The 18306-nt window shown below is 65.2% G+C and carries 15 protein-coding genes; 3 read left to right on the top strand and 12 right to left on the bottom strand.

The window, feature by feature from the left end; genetic code table 11:
* Positions 1-116: 116 nt before the first annotated feature.
* The 5 genes from bioA to Q4I12_RS08625 all read right to left on the bottom strand — a co-directional run bounded on the left by bioA (position 117) and on the right by Q4I12_RS08625 (position 5799).
* Complete coding sequence (gene bioA, locus Q4I12_RS08645; RefSeq protein ID WP_302261332.1) at positions 117-2243, bottom strand: adenosylmethionine--8-amino-7-oxononanoate transaminase; 2127 nt, start codon at positions 2241-2243, stop codon at positions 117-119.
* On the bottom strand, positions 2240-3187 hold the full coding sequence (gene bioB / locus Q4I12_RS08640) for a biotin synthase BioB (RefSeq protein WP_302261331.1): 948 nt from the start codon (positions 3185-3187) through the stop codon (positions 2240-2242). The genes bioA and bioB overlap by 4 nt, the downstream gene beginning before the upstream one ends.
* Positions 3188-3347: 160 nt before the next feature.
* Positions 3348-3746: a Ros/MucR family transcriptional regulator gene (locus Q4I12_RS08635; RefSeq protein WP_040368935.1), complete on the bottom strand. Its 399-nt coding sequence runs from the start codon at positions 3744-3746 to the stop codon at positions 3348-3350.
* 146 nt (positions 3747-3892) lie between these two features.
* Complete coding sequence (locus tag Q4I12_RS08630) at positions 3893-4654, bottom strand: DUF4851 domain-containing protein (RefSeq protein WP_302261330.1); 762 nt, start codon at positions 4652-4654, stop codon at positions 3893-3895.
* A 74-nt stretch (positions 4655-4728) separates the two neighbouring features.
* A complete protein-coding gene (locus Q4I12_RS08625; protein WP_168934586.1) occupies positions 4729-5799 on the bottom strand; it encodes a sigma-54 interaction domain-containing protein in 1071 nt (356 codons plus the stop codon).
* A 102-nt stretch (positions 5800-5901) separates the two neighbouring features.
* On the opposite strand from Q4I12_RS08625, the gene hrpB reads away from it, so the two are divergent.
* Positions 5902-8487 carry an ATP-dependent helicase HrpB gene (gene hrpB / locus Q4I12_RS08620; RefSeq protein WP_302261329.1) on the top strand — a complete coding sequence of 862 codons (2586 nt, stop codon included), beginning with the start codon at positions 5902-5904 and terminating at the stop codon, positions 8485-8487.
* Positions 8488-9097: 610 nt separating this feature from the next.
* Here the strand turns inward: hrpB and Q4I12_RS08615 are convergent.
* The gene (locus Q4I12_RS08615) at positions 9098-10075 is read right to left on the bottom strand and encodes a YheT family hydrolase (RefSeq protein ID WP_302261328.1); all 978 of its coding nucleotides are present in this window, start codon (positions 10073-10075) and stop codon (positions 9098-9100) included.
* Positions 10076-10104: 29 nt separating this feature from the next.
* Here Q4I12_RS08615 and Q4I12_RS08610 point away from each other — a divergent pair, with 29 nt between their 5' ends.
* Both Q4I12_RS08610 and Q4I12_RS08605 read left to right on the top strand, forming a co-directional pair.
* Complete coding sequence (locus tag Q4I12_RS08610; RefSeq protein WP_437438854.1) at positions 10105-11379, top strand: BaiN/RdsA family NAD(P)/FAD-dependent oxidoreductase; 1275 nt, start codon at positions 10105-10107, stop codon at positions 11377-11379.
* 263 nt (positions 11380-11642) lie between these two features.
* Positions 11643-12785: an aldo/keto reductase gene (locus tag Q4I12_RS08605; protein WP_302261327.1), complete on the top strand. Its 1143-nt coding sequence runs from the start codon at positions 11643-11645 to the stop codon at positions 12783-12785.
* A 304-nt stretch (positions 12786-13089) separates the two neighbouring features.
* Here the strand turns inward: Q4I12_RS08605 and Q4I12_RS08600 are convergent, their stop codons facing one another.
* The 6 genes from Q4I12_RS08600 to Q4I12_RS08575 form a co-directional block, all read right to left on the bottom strand.
* Positions 13090-13800: an ABC transporter ATP-binding protein gene (locus tag Q4I12_RS08600; protein ID WP_302261326.1), complete on the bottom strand. Its 711-nt coding sequence runs from the start codon at positions 13798-13800 to the stop codon at positions 13090-13092.
* Position 13801: 1 nt separating this feature from the next.
* Positions 13802-14575, bottom strand: coding sequence for an ABC transporter ATP-binding protein (locus tag Q4I12_RS08595; RefSeq protein WP_204675084.1), 774 nt, complete (start codon positions 14573-14575; stop codon positions 13802-13804).
* Positions 14572-15600, bottom strand: a complete 1029-nt coding sequence (locus Q4I12_RS08590; RefSeq protein WP_297159568.1) for a branched-chain amino acid ABC transporter permease — start codon at positions 15598-15600, stop codon at positions 14572-14574. Before Q4I12_RS08590 ends, Q4I12_RS08595 begins: the two co-directional genes overlap by 4 nt.
* On the bottom strand, positions 15597-16502 hold the full coding sequence (locus Q4I12_RS08585; RefSeq protein WP_302261325.1) for a branched-chain amino acid ABC transporter permease: 906 nt from the start codon (positions 16500-16502) through the stop codon (positions 15597-15599). Before Q4I12_RS08585 ends, Q4I12_RS08590 begins: the two co-directional genes overlap by 4 nt.
* Positions 16503-16577: 75 nt before the next feature.
* On the bottom strand, positions 16578-17693 hold the full coding sequence (locus Q4I12_RS08580; RefSeq protein WP_297159571.1) for a branched-chain amino acid ABC transporter substrate-binding protein: 1116 nt from the start codon (positions 17691-17693) through the stop codon (positions 16578-16580).
* Positions 17694-17887: 194 nt separating this feature from the next.
* Entirely contained in the window at positions 17888-18226 is a 339-nt protein-coding gene (locus Q4I12_RS08575) for a histidine kinase (RefSeq protein WP_297159574.1), read from the bottom strand.
* Positions 18227-18306: the final 80 nt, after the last annotated feature.

Raw genomic sequence — 18306 nt, 5'->3', positions numbered from 1 at the left:
GGCCCCTCGCCCCTCAGGCCCTTTCCCCACGCGTCATTCCGCAAAGGCCCCGCCTGCCATCGGCAGACGGGGCCTTTGCCATCATCAGGATATGTTTTCGCAAGAACTCCCCTGCCCTACGCCAGCATGCCGGGCAGGGACAGCACATCGTGCATGGCCGCGCAGAGGCGCTCCACGTCCTCGCGGGGGCTCACATAGGGCGGCATCACATAGACCAAACGGTTGAAGGGCCGTATCCAGACGCCCCGCCGCACGAAAAAGTCCTGCATGGCGGCCATGTTCACCGGCCGGGTGGTCTCCATCACGCCGATGCTGCCCAGCACACGCACATCTTCCACCTGCGGCAGTTCCCGGCAGGGAGCCAGGCCCGCTGTCAGGGCCGTTTCCAGCATGGCCACCTGCTCCTGCCAACGCCCTTCAGCCAGGATGTCCAGGCTGGCGCAGGCCACGGCACAGGCCAGGGCATTGCCCATGAACGTGGGCCCGTGCATGAAGACCATGCCGTCCCGGCAGATGCCCTGGGCCACTTCTTCCGTGCAGGCCGTGGCGGCCAGCGTCATGACGCCGCCGGTCAGGGCCTTGCCGCAGCACAGGATGTCCGGGCAGACACCGGCCCGCTCCGCGGCGAACAGCGTCCCGGTACGGCCAAAGCCCGTGGCGATCTCGTCGAAGACCAGCAGGGCCCCGTGCTCACGGCACAGGCGGGCCATGCCGCGCAAATAGTCGGGATGATAGAACCACATGCCGCCCGCGCCCTGCACCAGCGGCTCAAGGATGACCGCCGCGATGCGCTCGCCCTGCTCCGCGAAGATGCGGCGGGCGTCATCCAGGCTGGCCGGATCGAAAGGCTGGTCGAAACGGCAGGAAGGCCGCTCCATGAAGATCTGGCGCGGCAGCATATGCGTGAACAGGCAGTGCATTCCGGTCACGGGATCGCACACCGACATGGCGCCGGTGGTATCGCCGTGATAACCGCCCCGGGGCGTGAGGAAGCAGGTGCGCTGCTTCTGGCCGATGCCCTGCTGGTATTGCAGGGCCATCTTCAAAGCCACTTCCACCGACACGGAGCCGGAATCCGCCAGAAAGACGCGCGCCAGGCCCTGCGGCAGCATGGTCAAAAGGCGTTCGCCCAGCTCCACGGCAGGCGCATGGGTCAGACCGCCGAACATCACATGCGGCATCCTCCCGGCCTGCCGCTGGGCCGCAGCCACCAGACGCGGATGGTTGTAGCCGTGGATGGCCGTCCACCACGAGGACATGCCGTCCACCAGCTCCCGGCCGTCGTCCAGCACGATGCGGTTGTGGTGGCTGCGCGCGGCCGCGAAGACCGGCAAAGGATCCACCACGGACGTGTACGGATGCCAAAGGATGCGCCTGTCCCGCAGCGGCAGGGGCTCTTCGTTGCCCACGGCTGCCGCCTGTCCTGTCAGGGGCGGCACATGCCGGGACAGCGCAGGCAGCAGCACGGCGCAGGCATCGGCCAGCTCCTGCCAGCCCGCCGCATCCAGCCGGGCCACACGGGGCAGGACGACCACAGGCGCATCCTCGCCCCAGGCCGCCAGACGGCGACGCAAAAATTCAGGATTGTCGGCCAGCACCCGTTCCCGGTCATGCCGTTCCCCGGCGCTCAGGCCTTCCGGCTCTTCCGGCGCCATCAGGACCACCGCCGCCGGGCGCAGTCCCTTCAGGCGCAGGGCCTGCAGGGAGAGCAACACATGGTTGAGCGCGCCCAGACAGTTGCTGCCCACCAGCAGGACAGGCAGATCCAGGGCCGCCATGAAATCCAGCGTGTCTTCTTCCTCATTGATGGGGACAGCCATGCCGCCCGCACCTTCCACCAGCAGCAGGGAGGTCTCCGTCTCCTGCCAGTGGGCCCGGACATCCTCGGCCAGCCCGGCCACCGTCAGGCGCTGCCCTTCTTCCCCTGCCGCCAGATGCGGCGAGGCGGGCAGACGGAAACAGTGCAGGGTCGCCGCAGGCGCCGGGGGCAAGATCGGCAGGTCGGCCACGGCGCGCGCGTAGGCCACGCCGTCGGCCAGAGCGGAGGTCGCCAGCTGCTCCGGCCGCACACCGGTCTGGACGGGCTTGAGGGCCTGGGCCGCCACGCCCCGGCCACGCAGGGCCCGCAGCAAGGCCGCCGTGAACGCGGTCTTGCCCATGTCCGTCCCGGTGCCGGTCACGAAAAATCCCTGTACGGGGCCCCTGTCGCCGGGGAGACCCGCTGTCATCTTTCCTGCACTCATGGACGTGCCACCTCCAGCCCCGCGGCTTCGATCATGCGGATGTCCTCTTCCACGCCCATGCCCTGCGTGGTCAGGTAGTCACCGGTCATCAGGGCATCGGCCCCGGCCCGGAACATGTCGCCCTGGCGCTCCCGCAAGGTCTCGGGCCGTCCGCCGCAGATGCGCAGGCTGGCTTCGGGCAGGATGTGCCGGAACAGGGCGATGATGCGCAGGGCCTCCTCCGGTTCCAGCAGGGGCTGTGCGGCCAGCGGCGTCTGCGGATGGGGATGCAGAAAATTCATGGGCACATGGCGCACGCCCAGCTCCCGCAGGCTGAAGGCAAAGTCCATCCTGTCCTCCCAGCTCTCGCCCAGGCCGAACAGCCCGCCGGCGCAGACCGAAAGGCCCGTTGCCTGCGCACGCAGCACCGTATCCCGACGCTGGTCCCAGAGCTGTGTGGAACAGATGCGGGGATAATAGGCACGCGATGTCTCCAGATTATGATGATAGCGGCGCACACCGGCCTGTTCCAGTTCGCGCAGATGTTTTTCCGGCAACCTCCCCAGCGAGGTGCAGACCCGGCGACGCACGTCTTCCGGCAGGTCACGCACCACAGCCAGCAGGCAATGCAGTTCCTGCTCTTCCAGGGCCCCTCCGCTGGTCACGATGCCGATACGGCGCACGGGCCAGACAGCCAGCCGCAGGATGCGTTCACGCAGTTCGGTGGCCTCCAGAAAGGGGAAATGGGCGATGGGCGTGTGGTTGTGGCTGCTCTGGGAACAGAAACGGCAGTCCATGCCGCAATCGCCGCTGCGGGCATTGATGATGGCGCACAGGCTGATGCGCTTGCCGTGATGCCGCTCGCGCAGGGCAGCGGCGCTGTCCAGCAGGGCCTCCAGCGGCGCATCAAGAAGACGGACCGCTTCAGCGGGCGTGGCGGGTACGGGAAAAACAGGATGGTTCATGCGATGGATCCTTGGGGGAATGCTTGGGACGAAGGGGACAGAGTCGATGCCTGTCCGGAGAGGTGGGAGCGTCATGCTCCCCCGGAAGGCATATGCTGTACCAAGGCAGCATATGCCCTTCCGGTAAAAGAAAAAACCCGCCGGGCGGCGGGTGTTTGTGCTATTGGGCCTTGCGACGCTTTTCCCACAGCTTCATGTCTTTCATTTTGCGGCGACGCTCGCGCTGCAGCGCCTTGCACACCAGAGGCGTATCTTTCTTGAAGCCCCACTTTTCGCGATAGGCCGCGGCATCCATGCCGTGCATGGCCAGATGGCGCTTGGTGAGGATCTTGAAAGTCTTGCCGCATTCAAGACACGTTACAGACTTTTCCTTGATGGACTTGCGGGCATCCTGCTGCATGTCGGCGGAATCCAGCTCCACAGGCATTTCGCCCTCGGCGACGGTACGGATACCGGCAGCCACTTTCTGGATAAACGAAGTGATTTCTTCTTCCGACATGACGCGCACGCTGGCCTGCGCCCTGGCAATTTCCAGTGCTTCTTTCAAATAATCATCCATGGTGTACCTCATGCGTATAGCCTGCAACAGTGGAATTGCATTCCCCTCGTTGCGCCAATTTCAACAACTTTTACTGAGTACAATAGACGACAGCGTTTCGTCAACAAAGACGAAACGCAAAATCGTATATTTTTCGCCAGGATGGGTTAACGCCAGTCCACACGGTCATAGGGAGAGACCGTTCCCCAGAACGTTTCATCCATGTAACGCCACTGCAATGCGCCGATGTTGCGCTGCGGCATGATGCCTGCAGCAGGGACAGCCGCGGTCTCGACCATGAAGGCTTCACGGGCACGCTGCTCGAATGCGGCGATATAGTCGGCGCGCCCCAGAGGCAGGGCCGTGATGGAGGTGATGTCCTCGGGCAGGGGCTCACGGTATTCCAGTACGATCTTGTCACTGTCGAAATTGAAGCGGTTGGCGAACATGCGCGCCAGCCAGCGACGGGGCGGCTGGCCGTCCTGCGCGAGGATGCGGGCCCCCTCGGGGTCTTCCAGGGGCAGGAAGGCATCACGCTTTTCGCTGGTGACATAGGTGCAGGCCTGGAAGCCCACGCCGCCGATGGTCTCCACCCCTTCGTTGATGCTGAACGGATGGCGCATGATGCCGTCCCAGTACCAGCCGTTGGGGACTTCGCCGTGAGCCACGATGGCCAGAGGCGACGCGCCGTCGCCCTTGCCGTAGACCGTGACCCAGCTGTCCACCAAAAGCCCTCCCATGGCGCCGGAACTGGTCAGGCGCGAGGCACCCGTCATGCTGCCCATCAGGGGCAGGTCACGGGCTTTGAGGGCAAGAGCGGGCTGGGAAGACGAAACATAGGTATCGCCCACCAGACCGCGCTGCTGCCCGGCCACACAGCCGGCCAGCATGATGACCAGACAAAGGATACTTGCCATTTTCATGTTCATGATAGCCTCCTCCTGCCGCAAGGGCAGGCAAACCTGCGGGCATGCCCGCAGTCAAAAGCCGCCGGGCGTTCCGGCTACAGGCCTTTTTTCTTCAACTTTTCGATGAGGGTCGTCCGCTTGATGCCCAAAAGCTCCGCAGCCTGGTTCTTCACTCCGTCGGTCCGCTGCAGGGCCTCTTCGATCAGGTGCATCTCCACGGCATCCAGGAATTCTTTCAGTCCCATCCCCCGGGCCTCCAGAGTCTGGAGATCCGGCCAGACGAAACCAGAGGAAGGACTGGAGGCAGCCGCAGCGGGCTCCCCGTTCCCGGCACCGGAAAGGACGTCAGCCTCAGGGGCATATTCCTCCACTTCCGGCAACAAGGCAATATCCCCCACGCTCTGGAGCAGACGCGCCGGCAGATCCTCCGGGGCCACGACATGCCCGTCGACCAGCACGCTCAGGCGCTCCATGACGTTTTCCAGTTCGCGGACATTACCAGGCCAGGCATAGGCCAGAAGGACGCGCTGCACGACGGGCGAAAGCTCCAGCGGGGGCCTTTCCTTCTTGCGGCAGAAGCGGCCCAGAAAATGCCGGGCCAGCAGCAGGACGTCCTGCCCCCGTTCGCGCAGGGGCGGCAGATGGATGGGGATGACGTTGAGGCGGTAATAAAGATCTTCGCGGAAGGTGCCCGCGGCCACGGCGGCTTCCAGATCCCGGTTGGTGGCCGCCACGATGCGCACGTCCACCTTGCGGCAGCCCGTGCCGCCCACGCGTTCTATTTCCTTTTCCTGCAGCACGCGCAGGATCTTGACCTGCAAGCCGGGCTCCATCTCGCCTATCTCGTCCAGGAAGATGGTGCCCCCGTCCGCCAGTTCGAAACGGCCGGGGCGGGAACGCAGGGCGTGCGTGAAGGCTCCCTTTTCATGGCCGAAAAGTTCGCTTTCCAGAAGATCACGGGGGATGGCGCCGCAGTTGACGGGCACGAAGGGTCTGTCAGCCCTGGGGCTGGCAGCATGCAGGGCCCGCACCAGCAATTCCTTGCCTGTTCCCGATTCCCCGGTTACAAGCACAGTGCTGTCCGTGGGCGCCACTTTGCCCAGGATCTTGAACACACCGGCCAGGCTGGCGCTTTGCCCGATGATTCCGTTGCTCTTGAGCTCCATGCATATTCTCCACGTTCATGGCCTTTACACTGTCAATACACTGACAGGCCATCAATTTCCAGTAAAAAAACAGGGATGCATCTTCCCTTCCGCGCGACCGTCATGAAAGATTCCTCCGCCGCTGCCCGGCCTTACCGTTGCCCCGATCTTCCTTCCGCTCCTGTGGATGCCGTCCGTGCGGAACTTGCCGGCGCCCTGGAACACGGCAATGCCGTCCTGAGCGCCCCTCCCGGCGCCGGGAAAAGCAGCCGCGTGCCCCTGTGGCTGCTGGAGGCCCCCTGGCTGGAGGGCAGGAAGATCCTGCTGCTGGAGCCGCGCCGGGTGGCTGCCCGGGCCCTGGCGCGTTACGCCGCCCGCCTGCTGGGCGAGGACGTGGGCCAGACCGTGGGCTACCGCATGCGGCAGGAAAGCGCCGTCTCGGCTCGGACCCGGCTGGAGATCATCACCGAAGGGGTGCTGACCCGCCGCCTCCTGGCCGATCCCGAGCTCTCCGGCGTGGGCTGCGTCATCTTCGACGAATTCCACGAGCGTTCCCTGCATGCCGACATGGGGCTGGCCCTCTGTCTGGAGAGCCGGGCCGTGCTCCGGCCCGACCTGCGCCTGCTGGTCATGTCCGCCACGCTGGACAGCCACAAGGTGGCCGCCCTGCTGGAGGATGCGCCGGTCATCGCCTGCGAGGGCCGCCAGTTCCCCGTGGAAGAACGCTATCTGCCGCTGCCGCCCGCCGCGGCCCACAGCGGCCCCCAGGCCCTGTGGCCGCACATGGCCGATGTCATCGCGGCCCTCATGCGTCAGGAATCCGGCAGCCTGCTGGCCTTCCTGCCCGGCACGGGCGAGATCCGCCGTGTGGCCGAGCTGCTGGAAGGACGCCTGCCCGCCGATACCCGCCTCTACCCTCTTTACGGGATGCTGAGTCCGCAGGAACAGGATGCGGCCATCGCCCCGGCGACCGCAGGCGAGCGCAAGGTCGTCCTGGCCACGGCCATCGCCGAGACCTCCCTGACCATCGAAGGCATCCGCCTGGTGGTGGACGCAGGCCTTTCCCGCGAGAGCCGTTTTGATCCGGCCAGCGGTCTTTCCCGCCTGGAGACCGTGCGCGTCTCGCTGGCCGGGGCCCGGCAGCGGGCCGGTCGCGCCGGGCGTCTGGAGCCCGGCATCTGCTGCCGCCTGTGGCAGCAGGCCGAAGAACACGGCTTCCGCCCCCAGCAGCGGCCGGAGATCCTGGATGCGGACCTTGCGCCGTTCTGCCTGCAACTGGCCGTCTGGGGCGCACGCAGGCCCGAAGACCTGCCCTGGCTGGACCTGCCCCCCAAGGCCCATCTGGCCGTGGCCCGGGAACAGCTGGCCGGGCTGGGAGCCATCGAGCCCGGCACGGAGGAACTGCTGCCCACGCCCCTGGGCCGGCAGCTGGTAAAACTGCCCCTGCCGCCCCGGCTGGCCTGTCTGCTGCTGCGCGCCCGGGAACACGGATACGGCGCTCTGGCCGCCTGTGTGGCTTCCCTGCTGGATGAGCGCGATCCCCTGCCGCTGGCGGACGCCTCGCTGGCGCTGCGCCTGGACCGCTTCTGCGCGCCCGGCGACGGCCACGGAGCCTTCCGCCGTCTGCGCCAGTGGGCGGAACGTATGGCACGACTGGCGGACATCTCCACCGGCAACGGTTCCGATGCCTCCGGGGCTTCCCTGCTGCGCACGGCACGGCAACAGCTGCCCCATCTGGGCGAGGTCGTTGCCCTGGCCTATCCCGAGCGGGTGGCCCTGCGCAGCGGCGAGAACAACGGCATGGCCCAGTACCTCATGCGCAACGGCAAGGCTGCCGTCCTGCCCCTGACGGACAGTCTGGCCCGGCAGGACATGCTGGCCGTGGCCGCCGTGGATGCAGGCACGCGCGGCCGCATCCGTCTGGCCGCAGCGCTGGAGCAGGACGTGCTGGAAAAACTTTTCCGGTCAGAGATCACCGAAAGCGAAGACCTGAACGTCAGCCCGGAAGGCCAGGTCAATGCCCGCCGCCGTCGCCGTCTGGGGGCCCTGCTGCTGGACGATGCCCCGCTGCCCCGTCCCGATGGCGACGCCTGCGCCCTGGCCCTGTGTGCCTTCATCCGCGACCAGGGGCTGCGTGTCCTGCCCTGGGACGAGCCCGCGCGCCAATGGCTGGCCCGTGTGCGCCTGCTGCACCAGACATGGGGCGATCCCTGGCCCGATCTCTCCGATACCTGGCTGCTGGACGAGCTGGAAAACTGGCTGGCGCCCCATCTGGGCACCTGCACCGACCTGCGCCAGCTCTCCGCTGCCCGGCTGGCCGATGCCCTGCGCTGTCTGCTGCCCTACCCCCTGCCGCGACGACTCGAACAGCTGGCCCCCGCACAATGGCAGGCCCCTTCCGGCAGATCCCATCCCATCGTGTATGATGCCGAAGGCGGACCCTTCGTGGCCGCCAAGCTGCAGGAATTCTTCGGCTGCGAGGATACGCCCCACATCGCCGACGGGCGCGTGCCGCTGACCCTGCATCTGCTCTCGCCCGCCGGGCGCCCCCTGCAGATCACGCGTGACCTCGGCCACTTCTGGCGCAACGGCTACCCGCAGGTGCGTGCCGAGATGCGCGGCCGCTATCCGCGCCATCCCTGGCCCGATGACCCGCTGGCCGCCCAGGCCACGGCCCGCACCAACCGCCAGCTGGCCCGCGGCAAATAGGTCGTTTTTTGGGGAGGAGGACCCCCTTTGGCTGGCGCACAAAGGGGTTCCCCCTCCCCAAGCCCCACCCCTTCCCCAAACGCGCGTTATTCAGGAAGATGGAGGCTACGGATGCGCAACGGTCTCCCTTCGCTCACAGTCCCCCGGCACACCACAAAAACGACAATAAAAAAGCTAGGGCCGCAAGCCGCCTACGGTGCAAAAAAACGGCTGGTCGTATGGCCGCGAACACGCCTCCGCGCGTCCGGAAAAATATCTACTTGAAAACGCGTCCTGCCCCACTGCAGGGAAAAAACGAAGGCTCCGCCAAGAGTACGGCAAAAGGCAAAGAGCCCAGCTCATCGCCCTTCCCGGGCAACTTCCAGCTTTCCCCCGGCCATACTCCGGCTACACCGCCTCTGACGCAAACATCCTTTCAAAGGATCTCCCCGCGTCCATCTCCCCATACATCGGGGGACCGGCAGCAAAGGCTGCCCGCCGCATCACGCGTCACTGTCAAAAGACCATACGAGCGGTTTTTGGGGGATGGGGGAGTTTGAGGGGGAAGGGCCCTTTTTTCCGCCAGAAAAAGGGCCCTTCCCCCTCAAAACCATCTATCCACTCCCCCGACTCACCACAGTGAGCGTACGAAATCGCGTATGCGTTCTTCGCTGTAATAGTCCCTGCCGGGCTGGGCAAAGCCCACATGCCCGCCGTGCGAGGCCACTTCCAGATGCAGGGTCCCGCTTTTGGCCGCCATATCCACGGGATAGCAGGAAGGCGAGCAGAAGGGATCGTCTTTGGCCATCAGCATATAGAGCGGCGTCTGGATGGACGGCAGCCAGGGCAGCGAGCTGTTCTCGCGCCAGTAATCCTGGGCGCTGGCATAGCCGTAGAGGGGCGCGGTGAAGCGGCCGTCGAATTCCGCGAAGGTACGGAACTTCTCGATGCCCTCCACCGAAGGGTAATTGGGGAACCGGGCCGCTTTTTCACGTACCTTGGGACACATGGTCCGCAGGAAATAGCGCAAATAGATGCGGCAGCCGGGCCCGTCCATGACTTTGGCCGCGCCCACCAGATCGCAGGGCACGGAGACGACCGCCGCCGCACGCACCAGCGGCGAGACCTGCTCCCTGGCCAGATACATGCAGGTCTGGTTGCCGCCCATGCTGAACCCGGCCAGCAGGATGGGCAGATCCCACTGCTCGGCGTAACGCACCACCGTAGCCAGATCGACCGTCACGCCCATATGGTACAGGCGGTCGGTCCGGTTGGGCTCGCCGGAGCAGCCGCGCATGTTCCAGGCCAGCACCCGGAACCCTTCTTCCAGCAGCACGCGCGCCAGTCCCAGGATGTACCGGCGACGGCTGTGGCCTTCCAGACCGTGCGACAGGATGGCCACCCCGCGTTCCGGCAGGCCCGGCGGGGGCGTGTAGACATCCACATCCAGAAAATCCCCGTCCGGCGTATCCAGACGTACCCTTCGGCAGCGGGCGGCCTGTGCCGCATCGGGAAAGTCCATACGGCGGCATTTGGCGGACCAGATGGTGTTGACATGGGCATTGCGCAGCCAGAGCGGCGCGCGGTAGCGGCTGGGCAGTATTGGCATGACGGCAGGCCTCGTGTAAGAACGGTGGGATGCAAGCAAACTTTCATCCTAGACCTGTCAGAAAGGCCCTGTCAAACGCCGCTCCCCGGAAAACGGACGTCCTCATCCTGGGGGCAGGCGCGGCGGGCCTCATGTGCGCCCGCGAAGCCTCGGCCCACGGCCTGGACGTGGCCCTGCTGGAACGTGCCCCCTCCCCCGGCCGCAAGCTGTGCATCAGCGGCGGCGGCAAGGCCAACTTCACCAACCGCCGTCTGGCGGCCCATCACTATGCCTGCGCCGATCCTTCCTTCTGCGAGCCCGCACTAGATGCCTTCACCCCGCAGGACATGGAGCGCCTGGTGCATGGCTGGGGCCTGCCCGTGGAAGAACGCGCCCACGGCCAGCTGTTCCTGACTGTCCCGGCCAAACGTTTGCTGGATGCCCTGGTGCAGGATTGCCGCCGTCAGGGCTGTGCCCTCCACTGCCAGACCGACGTACATGACGTGGTGCCCCTGCCCGATGGTGCGGGCTTCGAGGTCGGCACCTCGCAGGGCCTCTGGCGCTGCCGCCGCCTGGTGCTGGCCCTGGGCAGTCCCGCCTGGCCGCAATGCGGAGCCACGGGCAGCGGGTTCCGGCTGGCCCAGGCACTGGGGCACCACCTTGTGGAGCATGCTCCGGCGCTGGCCCCCTTCCGCATGGCCCCCGGCTGGCTGGACGACAATCTGGCGGGCATCAGCCTGCCGGTGCGCATCGGCCTGCCGCAGACCGGACTTTCCCCTTCGCTGGCCGCGGATCCCGTCTGGCAGGACGACCTGCTCTTCACCCACGACGGCATCAGCGGCCCGGCCAGCCTCAAGGCCTCCCTGTTCTGGCGGCCGGGACAGGAAGTTGCCCTGGACTTTTTGCCCGGCAGCGATCTGGCCGCCCTGCTGGACGGCCCCGGCCAGGGCAAGCAGACACCGCGCGGACTGCTGCGCCGCCTGCTGCCCCAGCGTCTGGTGGACGCCCTGCTGCCGCCGGAGACTGCGGGCCGAAAGATAGCCGAACTTTCCCGCGCCGCCCGGCAGCAGATCTGTGCCCGCATCCATGATTTCCGTACCGTCCCCGCCGGTCTCGCCGGGCTGAAAAAAGCCGAGGCCTGCCGCGGCGGTGTGGACACCCGGCAGGTGGATCCCTACAGCCTGCAAAGCACGGTGCGGGAAAACCTCTGGATCGTGGGCGAGCTGCTTGATGTCACCGGCCTGCTGGGCGGCTACAACCTGCACTGGGCCTGGGCCAGCGGCATGGCCGCCGGGCGGGCCCTGGCCCTGTTCGCGGGTAAGTAGGCATTTTTCTTTTTTATGGGGGAAGGGGCGCTTTGGAAAAAGCGCCCCTTTCTCTACGCACCATGCCGTAAAACCTTTCTTTGGCGGGATGCGGCTCCTCATCGCCGACGAACGGCGATGGTGGAATGACAGCATCGTGCCGCATCCGGCCGGATCTGCCGGCATCGCCAAAAACAGGCAACTAATTGCAAAGATCGTTTCTTTCTTCCTTCGTGTGCTCTGCCTATACAGGGATCACAGCCAGATGCTGACGGAGGTACGTCATGAATACGATCACGAGAGAAAACCAGCTTGCCCGCCGCCGCTTCCTTGCCGGTGGCCTGGCCGCCGGAGCGGCCGCCCTTCTGTCCTCCTCCCTGCACGGCATGGCCCATGCCGCGGCACTGTCCTCCCCATCCGCCACAAAAAACAGGCAGCAGCCCCGCTCCCTGCCGCAACGCCGTCTCGGCTCCTTGCAGGTCTCTGCCATCGGCCTCGGCTGTCTGCCCATGGTAGGCTACTATGGCGGCACCTATGCCAAAAAGGACATGATCGCCCTGATCCGGCGGGCATACGACAGCGGCGTGACCTTTTTCGATACGGCCGAGGTCTACGGCCCCTATACCAGTGAGGAATGGGTCGGCGAAGCCCTGGCCCCGGTGCGCGACAAGGTCATCATCGCCACCAAATTCGGCTTTGGTGTCGAAGAAGGCCGGCCCACGGCCCTCAACAGCCGTCCCGACCACATCCGGCGGGCCGTGGAAGGTTCCCTGCGGCGCCTGCGCACCGACCACATCGACCTGCTCTACCAGCATCGTGTGGACCCCAAGGTCCCCATGGAAGACGTGGCCGGAACGGTGAAAGACCTCATCCGGGAAGGCAAGGTCCTTCACTTCGGTCTGTCCGAGGCCAGCGCGGCCTCCATCCGGCGGGCCCATGCCGTCCAGCCCGTCAGCGCCGTGCAGAGCGAATACTCCCTTCTGTGGCGCGAACCGGAGACCAAGATCTTCCCCACCCTGCGGGAACTGGGCATCGGCCTTGTCCCTTACTGCCCTCTGGGACGGGGTTTCCTGACCGGCGCCATCGACGAGAACAGCCGCTTTACCACAGGGCGCCTGTCCACCCTGCCGCAGTTCACTCCGGAGGCCCTGAAGCACAACATGCCCCTGCCCCACCTGATCCGTAGCTGGGCCGAGCGCAAGCATTGCACCATGTCCCAGTTCGCCATCGCCTGGCTCCTGGCCCAGGCTCCCTGGATCGCTCCCATCCCCGGCACGACCAATCCGGCCCATCTCGACGACTTTCTCGGCGGTGCCGCCGTGAGCCTGACACCTGAGGAGCTGGAAGAATTCGAATGGGAATACGGCGGGATCACCCTCATGGGACATCGTGCGGACGCCTTTACGGAAAGCCAGATCGACAAGTAAGGCCGGAGGGATGTTCCCGTTGCGGCCGACCTGCATGGCAGACCGGGAGGAACAATAAGCAAGAAAGGACACAGGGCAGGCGGACATGCTCGTCCAGCGCGCGGATCATGGGCACCGTGCGAGACGCCCTTCTGCCGCACGGGCCGCTGTCATCCTGGCACCCAAACTGTCCGCCAACTGAACCGCCAGCAGCATATTCTTTCCTGCTCCTGCTGTACGGCTTCCGCCACTGCTGAGCCCATAACGCAAAAGAGCCCCCGCATCAGGCAGGGGCTCTTTTTTATCGCATGTGTCGGGCAGACGGTTAGCCGCCCAGATAGGCTTCGCGCACGCTGGCGTCGGCCAGAAGGTTGGCGGCCGTGTTCTCCATGGCCACGTTGCCCACTTCCAGCACATAACCGCGCGAGGCCAGCTTGAGGGCCGCACGGGCATTCTGCTCCACCAGGAGCACGGTGACGCCCTTCTGGTTGATGGCGCGCACGGTCTCGAAGATGGAACGCACCAAAAGCGGCGCCAGACCCAGCGAGGGTTCGTCCAGCAGAAGCAGACGCGGCTCGGCCATGAGGGCACGCCCGATGGCCAGCATCTGCTGCTCGCCGCCCGAAAGCGTGCCCGCCAGCTGCTGCTCGCGCTCGAACAGGCGCGGGAACAGTTCGAAGATCCACTCCAGGGTCCGCTCGCTGCGCTCCTTGTCGCGGATGCAGAAGGCCCCCAGGCGCAGGTTCTCCAGCACGCTCATGGTGCCGAAGACCCGGCGGCCTTCGGGCGACTGGGCGATGCCCAGGTTCACCACTTCGTGGCTGGGGTATTTGAGCAGGGGCTTGCCGTCAAAGATGATCTCCCCTTCGCAGGGCCGCACCAGACCGCTGATGGACAGCAAGGTCGTGCTCTTGCCCGCGCCGTTGGCGCCCAGGATGGTCACGATCTCCCCTTCGTCCACGTGCAGGTCGATACCGTGCAGCACTTCCACGCTGCCGTAACGGACATGTATGTTGGATAGCGTCAGCAGTGCCATATTACCACGTCTCGGAATCGTCGGAACCCAGATAGGCCTCGATGACCGCAGGATGGTTGCGGACATGGTCGGGCGTGCCCTGGGCGATGAGGGTGCCGTTTTCCAGCACCACAAGGTGTTCACAGATCTGCATGACCAGGCGCATGTCGTGCTCGATGAGCAGCACGGTGATGCCACGGTCACGGATGGCCGCGATGGTATCCACCAGGGCCACGGTCTCCTGGTCGTTCATGCCGCCCGCGGGCTCGTCCAGGATCAGCAGCCGGGGGTCGGAGGCCAGGGCGCGGGCGATCTCCAGCAGGCGCTGGTTGCCGTAGGAAAGACTGTTGGCGGCCTCGGCGTAATGATCGGCCAGGCCCACGAACTCCAGCTCTTCCATGCAGCGTTCCACAGCGGCCTTTTCCTCGCGGCGCTGCCAGGGCGTGTGCAGCATGGAGGACAAAAAGCCGGATTTCAGGCGGCAGTGACGGCCCGCCAGCACGTTCTCCAGCGCGGGCAGCTTGCCGAACAGACGGATGCTCTGGAAGGTACGGGCAATGCCCATCTCCACGATATTGTGCGGGCGCTTGCCGGTGATGTCCTGGCCGCCGAAGGTGATGCGGCCGTGTTCGGGCTTGTAGTTGCCCGTGATGCAGTTGAAGACCGTGGTCTTGCCCGCCCCGTTGGGACCGATGAGGCCCACCACGCTGCCCTGCTCCACCGAGAAGGACAGCTCGTTGATGGCGATCAGGCCACCGAAGATCTTGCTGATCTCATGCAGTTGCAGCAGGCTCATGCGCGGCCTCCTTCCTTCTCGGCAGTGCGGGCATCGTCCGCCAGGCGGACCGCGTTGCCGTCAGCGGCGGCACAGGCACGGACCTTGATGGCCTCCAGCAGCGCCGCCACGCCGTAACGGCGGCTCTTGGGCGGCATGAGGCCCTGGGGACGCCAGATCATCATCAGCATCATGGCCAGGCCGAAAATGAGCATGCGCGCACCGGAGAACTCGCGCAGCAGCTCGGGCAGGCCGATGAACAGGAAGGCGCTCACCAGCACGCCCAGCTGGCTGCCGCCCGAGAGGATGACCACGGCGAAGATGATGACGGATTCCATGAAGTTGAAGGATTCCGGCGCGATGGTGGTCATCTTGGCGGCATAGAGGGTGCCGGCCATACCGGCCCAGAACGCGCCCAGCACGAAGGCCATGAGCTTGTAGTGGGTCACGTTGATGCCGCAGCCTTCGGCGGCCACGTCATCTTCCTTGATGCAGTTGAGGGCGCGGCCGATGCGCGAACGCCACAGGCCGTAGAACAGCAGCAGGCTGACGCCCACCATGCCCCAGACCAGATAATAGAAATGCAGGGGCTTGAAGATGCGGAAACCGAAGAACACGGGACGGCTGATGCCGAAGATGCCGTTGGAACCGCCGGTCAGACCGCCCACGTCGTTGATGAGCGCGATGCGCACGATCTCCACGATACCGATGGTCACGATGAGCAGATAGTCACCGCGCAGGTGGATGATGGGCCGCGCCACCACCAGGGCGAACAGGGCCGCCGCACAGCCTGCCACCGGCATGGTCAGGAAGATGGGCCAGTGGTACATGGTGTTCAGGATGGCCGTGCTGTAGGCCCCTACGGCGAAGAAGGCGGCATGCCCCATGTGGAAGATGCCGGCCTGTCCCAGGATGACGTTGAGCGAAAGGGCCAGCAGGGCATACAGGCCGATGCTGACGCACACGTCCGTCCAGTAGGGATTGGTGAACAGCGGCAGGACCAGCAGGGCCGCCGCCAGCGCGACGATGACGATGGTGCGGTTCATAGCTTGTCGGCCGTCCTTTCGCCCAGGATGCCCGTGGGACGGATGATCAGGATGAGGATCAGCACCGTGAAGGCGATGGCATCCTTCCAGGCGATGGCGATGTAGCCGGCGGCCAGGGCTTCGATGACGCCCAGCAGCAGGCCGCCGATCATGGCGCCGGGGATGTTGCCGATACCGCCCAGGATGGCGGCGGTGAAGGCCTTGAGGCCGTAGGACCAGCCCATGGTGAAGTCGATCTGGCCGTAGTAGATGCCCACCATGAGGCCGGCTGCGCCGCCCAGGCCGGGACCGATGAAGAAGACCAGGGAGATGATGCGGTCCACGTTGATGCCCATGAGGCGGGCAGCGCCCTGGTCGATGGCCACGGCACGCACGGCCGCGCCGATACGGGTGCGCTGGATGAAGGCCCACAGGGCCAGCATCAGGATAACGCTGGCCGCGATGACCATCAGGCGCACGCCGGGGACGGCGATGCCGAAAAGGTCAACGGTGAAGTCCGGTCGCAGCCAGTCGGGATAAACGTAGAAGCGCGCGCCGTAGACCAGCATGACGGCGTTCTGGAAAAAGATGGAAGCGCCCAGGGCGGACACCACGGCCGAAAGGCGCCCGGCCTTGCGCAGGGGGCGATAGGCGGCGCGCTCCAGCAGGCAGCCGATGATGGCCACCATGATGCCCACCATGATGAAGACCGCCAGCACGGCCACCACCGGCGGCAGCATGCCCGCCAGGTTGCAGCTCACCAGCAGGGTCAGGCCCAGATAGGCGCCGATGGTGAACAGGTCGCCATGCGCGAAGTTGATGAGCTTGAGCACGCCATAGACCATGGTGTAGCCCAGGGCCACCAGCGCGTAGATGCCGCCCACGGCAAGGCCGTTCAAAAGTTGTTGAAAAAACTGTTCCATGTCTCGGTCATGCGCCCCACGGCGCAGTTTGCGGGGCGGCGTTCACTGCCCGCCGCCCCGCTTCGGATGACTTTTCTATCGAGCCTGGAGCTCGAACTTGCCTGCGTTGTTCACCTTGTAGATGCGGTAGAAATCACCCACACGGTCGCCCTTTTCGTCAAAGCCCATCTTGCCGGACAGAGTGGGCAGTTCCTTGAGCTGCTTGAGCCATTCGGCGATCTTTTCGGGATCGTCGTTGCCCTTGGCGATGGCGGCCTCGAGCACCTTGTAGGCGTCACCGGCCAGCACGGCCCACACGGAGACGGGCACGGTCTTGTAACGGTCCTTGAAGGCCTTCAGGAAGTTCTTGGCCTCGTCGGTATCCATGTCCTGCGGCAGCGGCGGGCTCACGAAGACGTAACCGGCAGCGGCTTCGGGACCGGCGATCTTGACCAGGTCCTGATGGTTGGCGGCGTCACCGCCCATCATGGGCACGTCCCAGCCCATTTCCTTCTTCTGGCGCAGCAGCATGCCCGTTTCGGGGTAGTAGCCGGTGAAGAAGATCAGGTCGGGGTTGGCGGCCTTCAGCTTGGTCAGGATGGCGGTGTAGTCACGTTCGCCGGGGGTCAGGGCATCGTAGAAGATGATCTTCACACCGGCTTTTTCCAGGGCCGCCTGGCTTTCTTCGGCCAGGCCCTTGGCATAGGAGGAGTTGTCGTGCAGCAGGGCCACCTTCTTGTAGCCGGCCTTGATGATGGCGGCGGCAGCGGCCTTGCCCTGGGCGTCGTCACGCGGGCAGGTGCGGAAGAAGAGCGGCAGGCCCTTCTCGGTCAGGCGCACGCTGGTGGAGCCGGTACCGATCTGCACCAGCTCGGATTCGGCCAGGATGTTCTGGGTGGCTTCGGTCACGGCGGAGCCGTAGGTGCCGATGACGGCCACCACACCGGCGGAAGCCAGCTTCTGGGCCGCCAGGGCAGCGGTGCGCGGGTCACCGGCGTCGTCTTCCACCACCAGTTCCACCTTGCTGCCGTTGATGCCGCCCTTGGCATTGGTTTCATCCACGAGCAGGCTCACGATATTTTTCATGTCCTGCCCTTCGGAGGCCCATTTGCCCGTCAACGGACACATCAGACCGATCTTGATGTCGCCCGCCAGAACCAGCGAAGGCACAAGCAAGGCTACCACTCCCAGCAAAAGCCCGAGCTTTTTCATAAGGTACTCTCCCAAAGGTACGAGTTGTTGTAAGCGGACAGCATATCCCAAAACGTACAAAAGAAAAAGCCCTTTCCTCTTTCCCCGTCCGGGGCGGAAAGGGCCTTCCACGACAGTTGCAACGATGGAAAAAAAAGGACTTTTTTGCCCCTCCCGGCATCAGGGATGCGGGGGACGGGCGGAAAAACATCTGTTTATTGTGCGGCCACCGTGGCCATGGCCACCAGGGTATCCGTGGTGATGCTGTCGAAACGGTGCAGGGCCACCGTGGTGTCCGCACCGGCCTTGATGGCCATCTCAAGCTCCAGCGCGACCGCCGCCAGCGCCTTGCCGCCCAGTTCGGCGGCAGCTTCACGCGTGGCATGGACCATGGCGCGGGCTTCTTCCTGCTGACAGTTCTTCAGCGCTACCGAGACCCTGACGGGGGTGTCCCGTTCCGTCTCGATGAAGTTTCGCAGCAGCTTCACATAGAGCCCGCGCGTGGTATCCACGCGCGCCATGGCTTCCTTCCAGTCAAGGATTGCTTCGCTCATAACCTTTCCCGTTATTGCTCGTTCTGATGATTCGGTGAATATGAAGGACAACTGTCGTGGAAGGCCGGAGACATACCGGC

The sequence above is a fragment of the Desulfovibrio piger genome, from assembly GCF_951793255.1.
Taxonomy (GTDB): Bacteria; Desulfobacterota; Desulfovibrionia; order Desulfovibrionales; family Desulfovibrionaceae; genus Desulfovibrio.
Note: the sequence above shows the minus strand (reverse complement) of the source record. Positions and strands in the feature narration are given on the sequence as shown.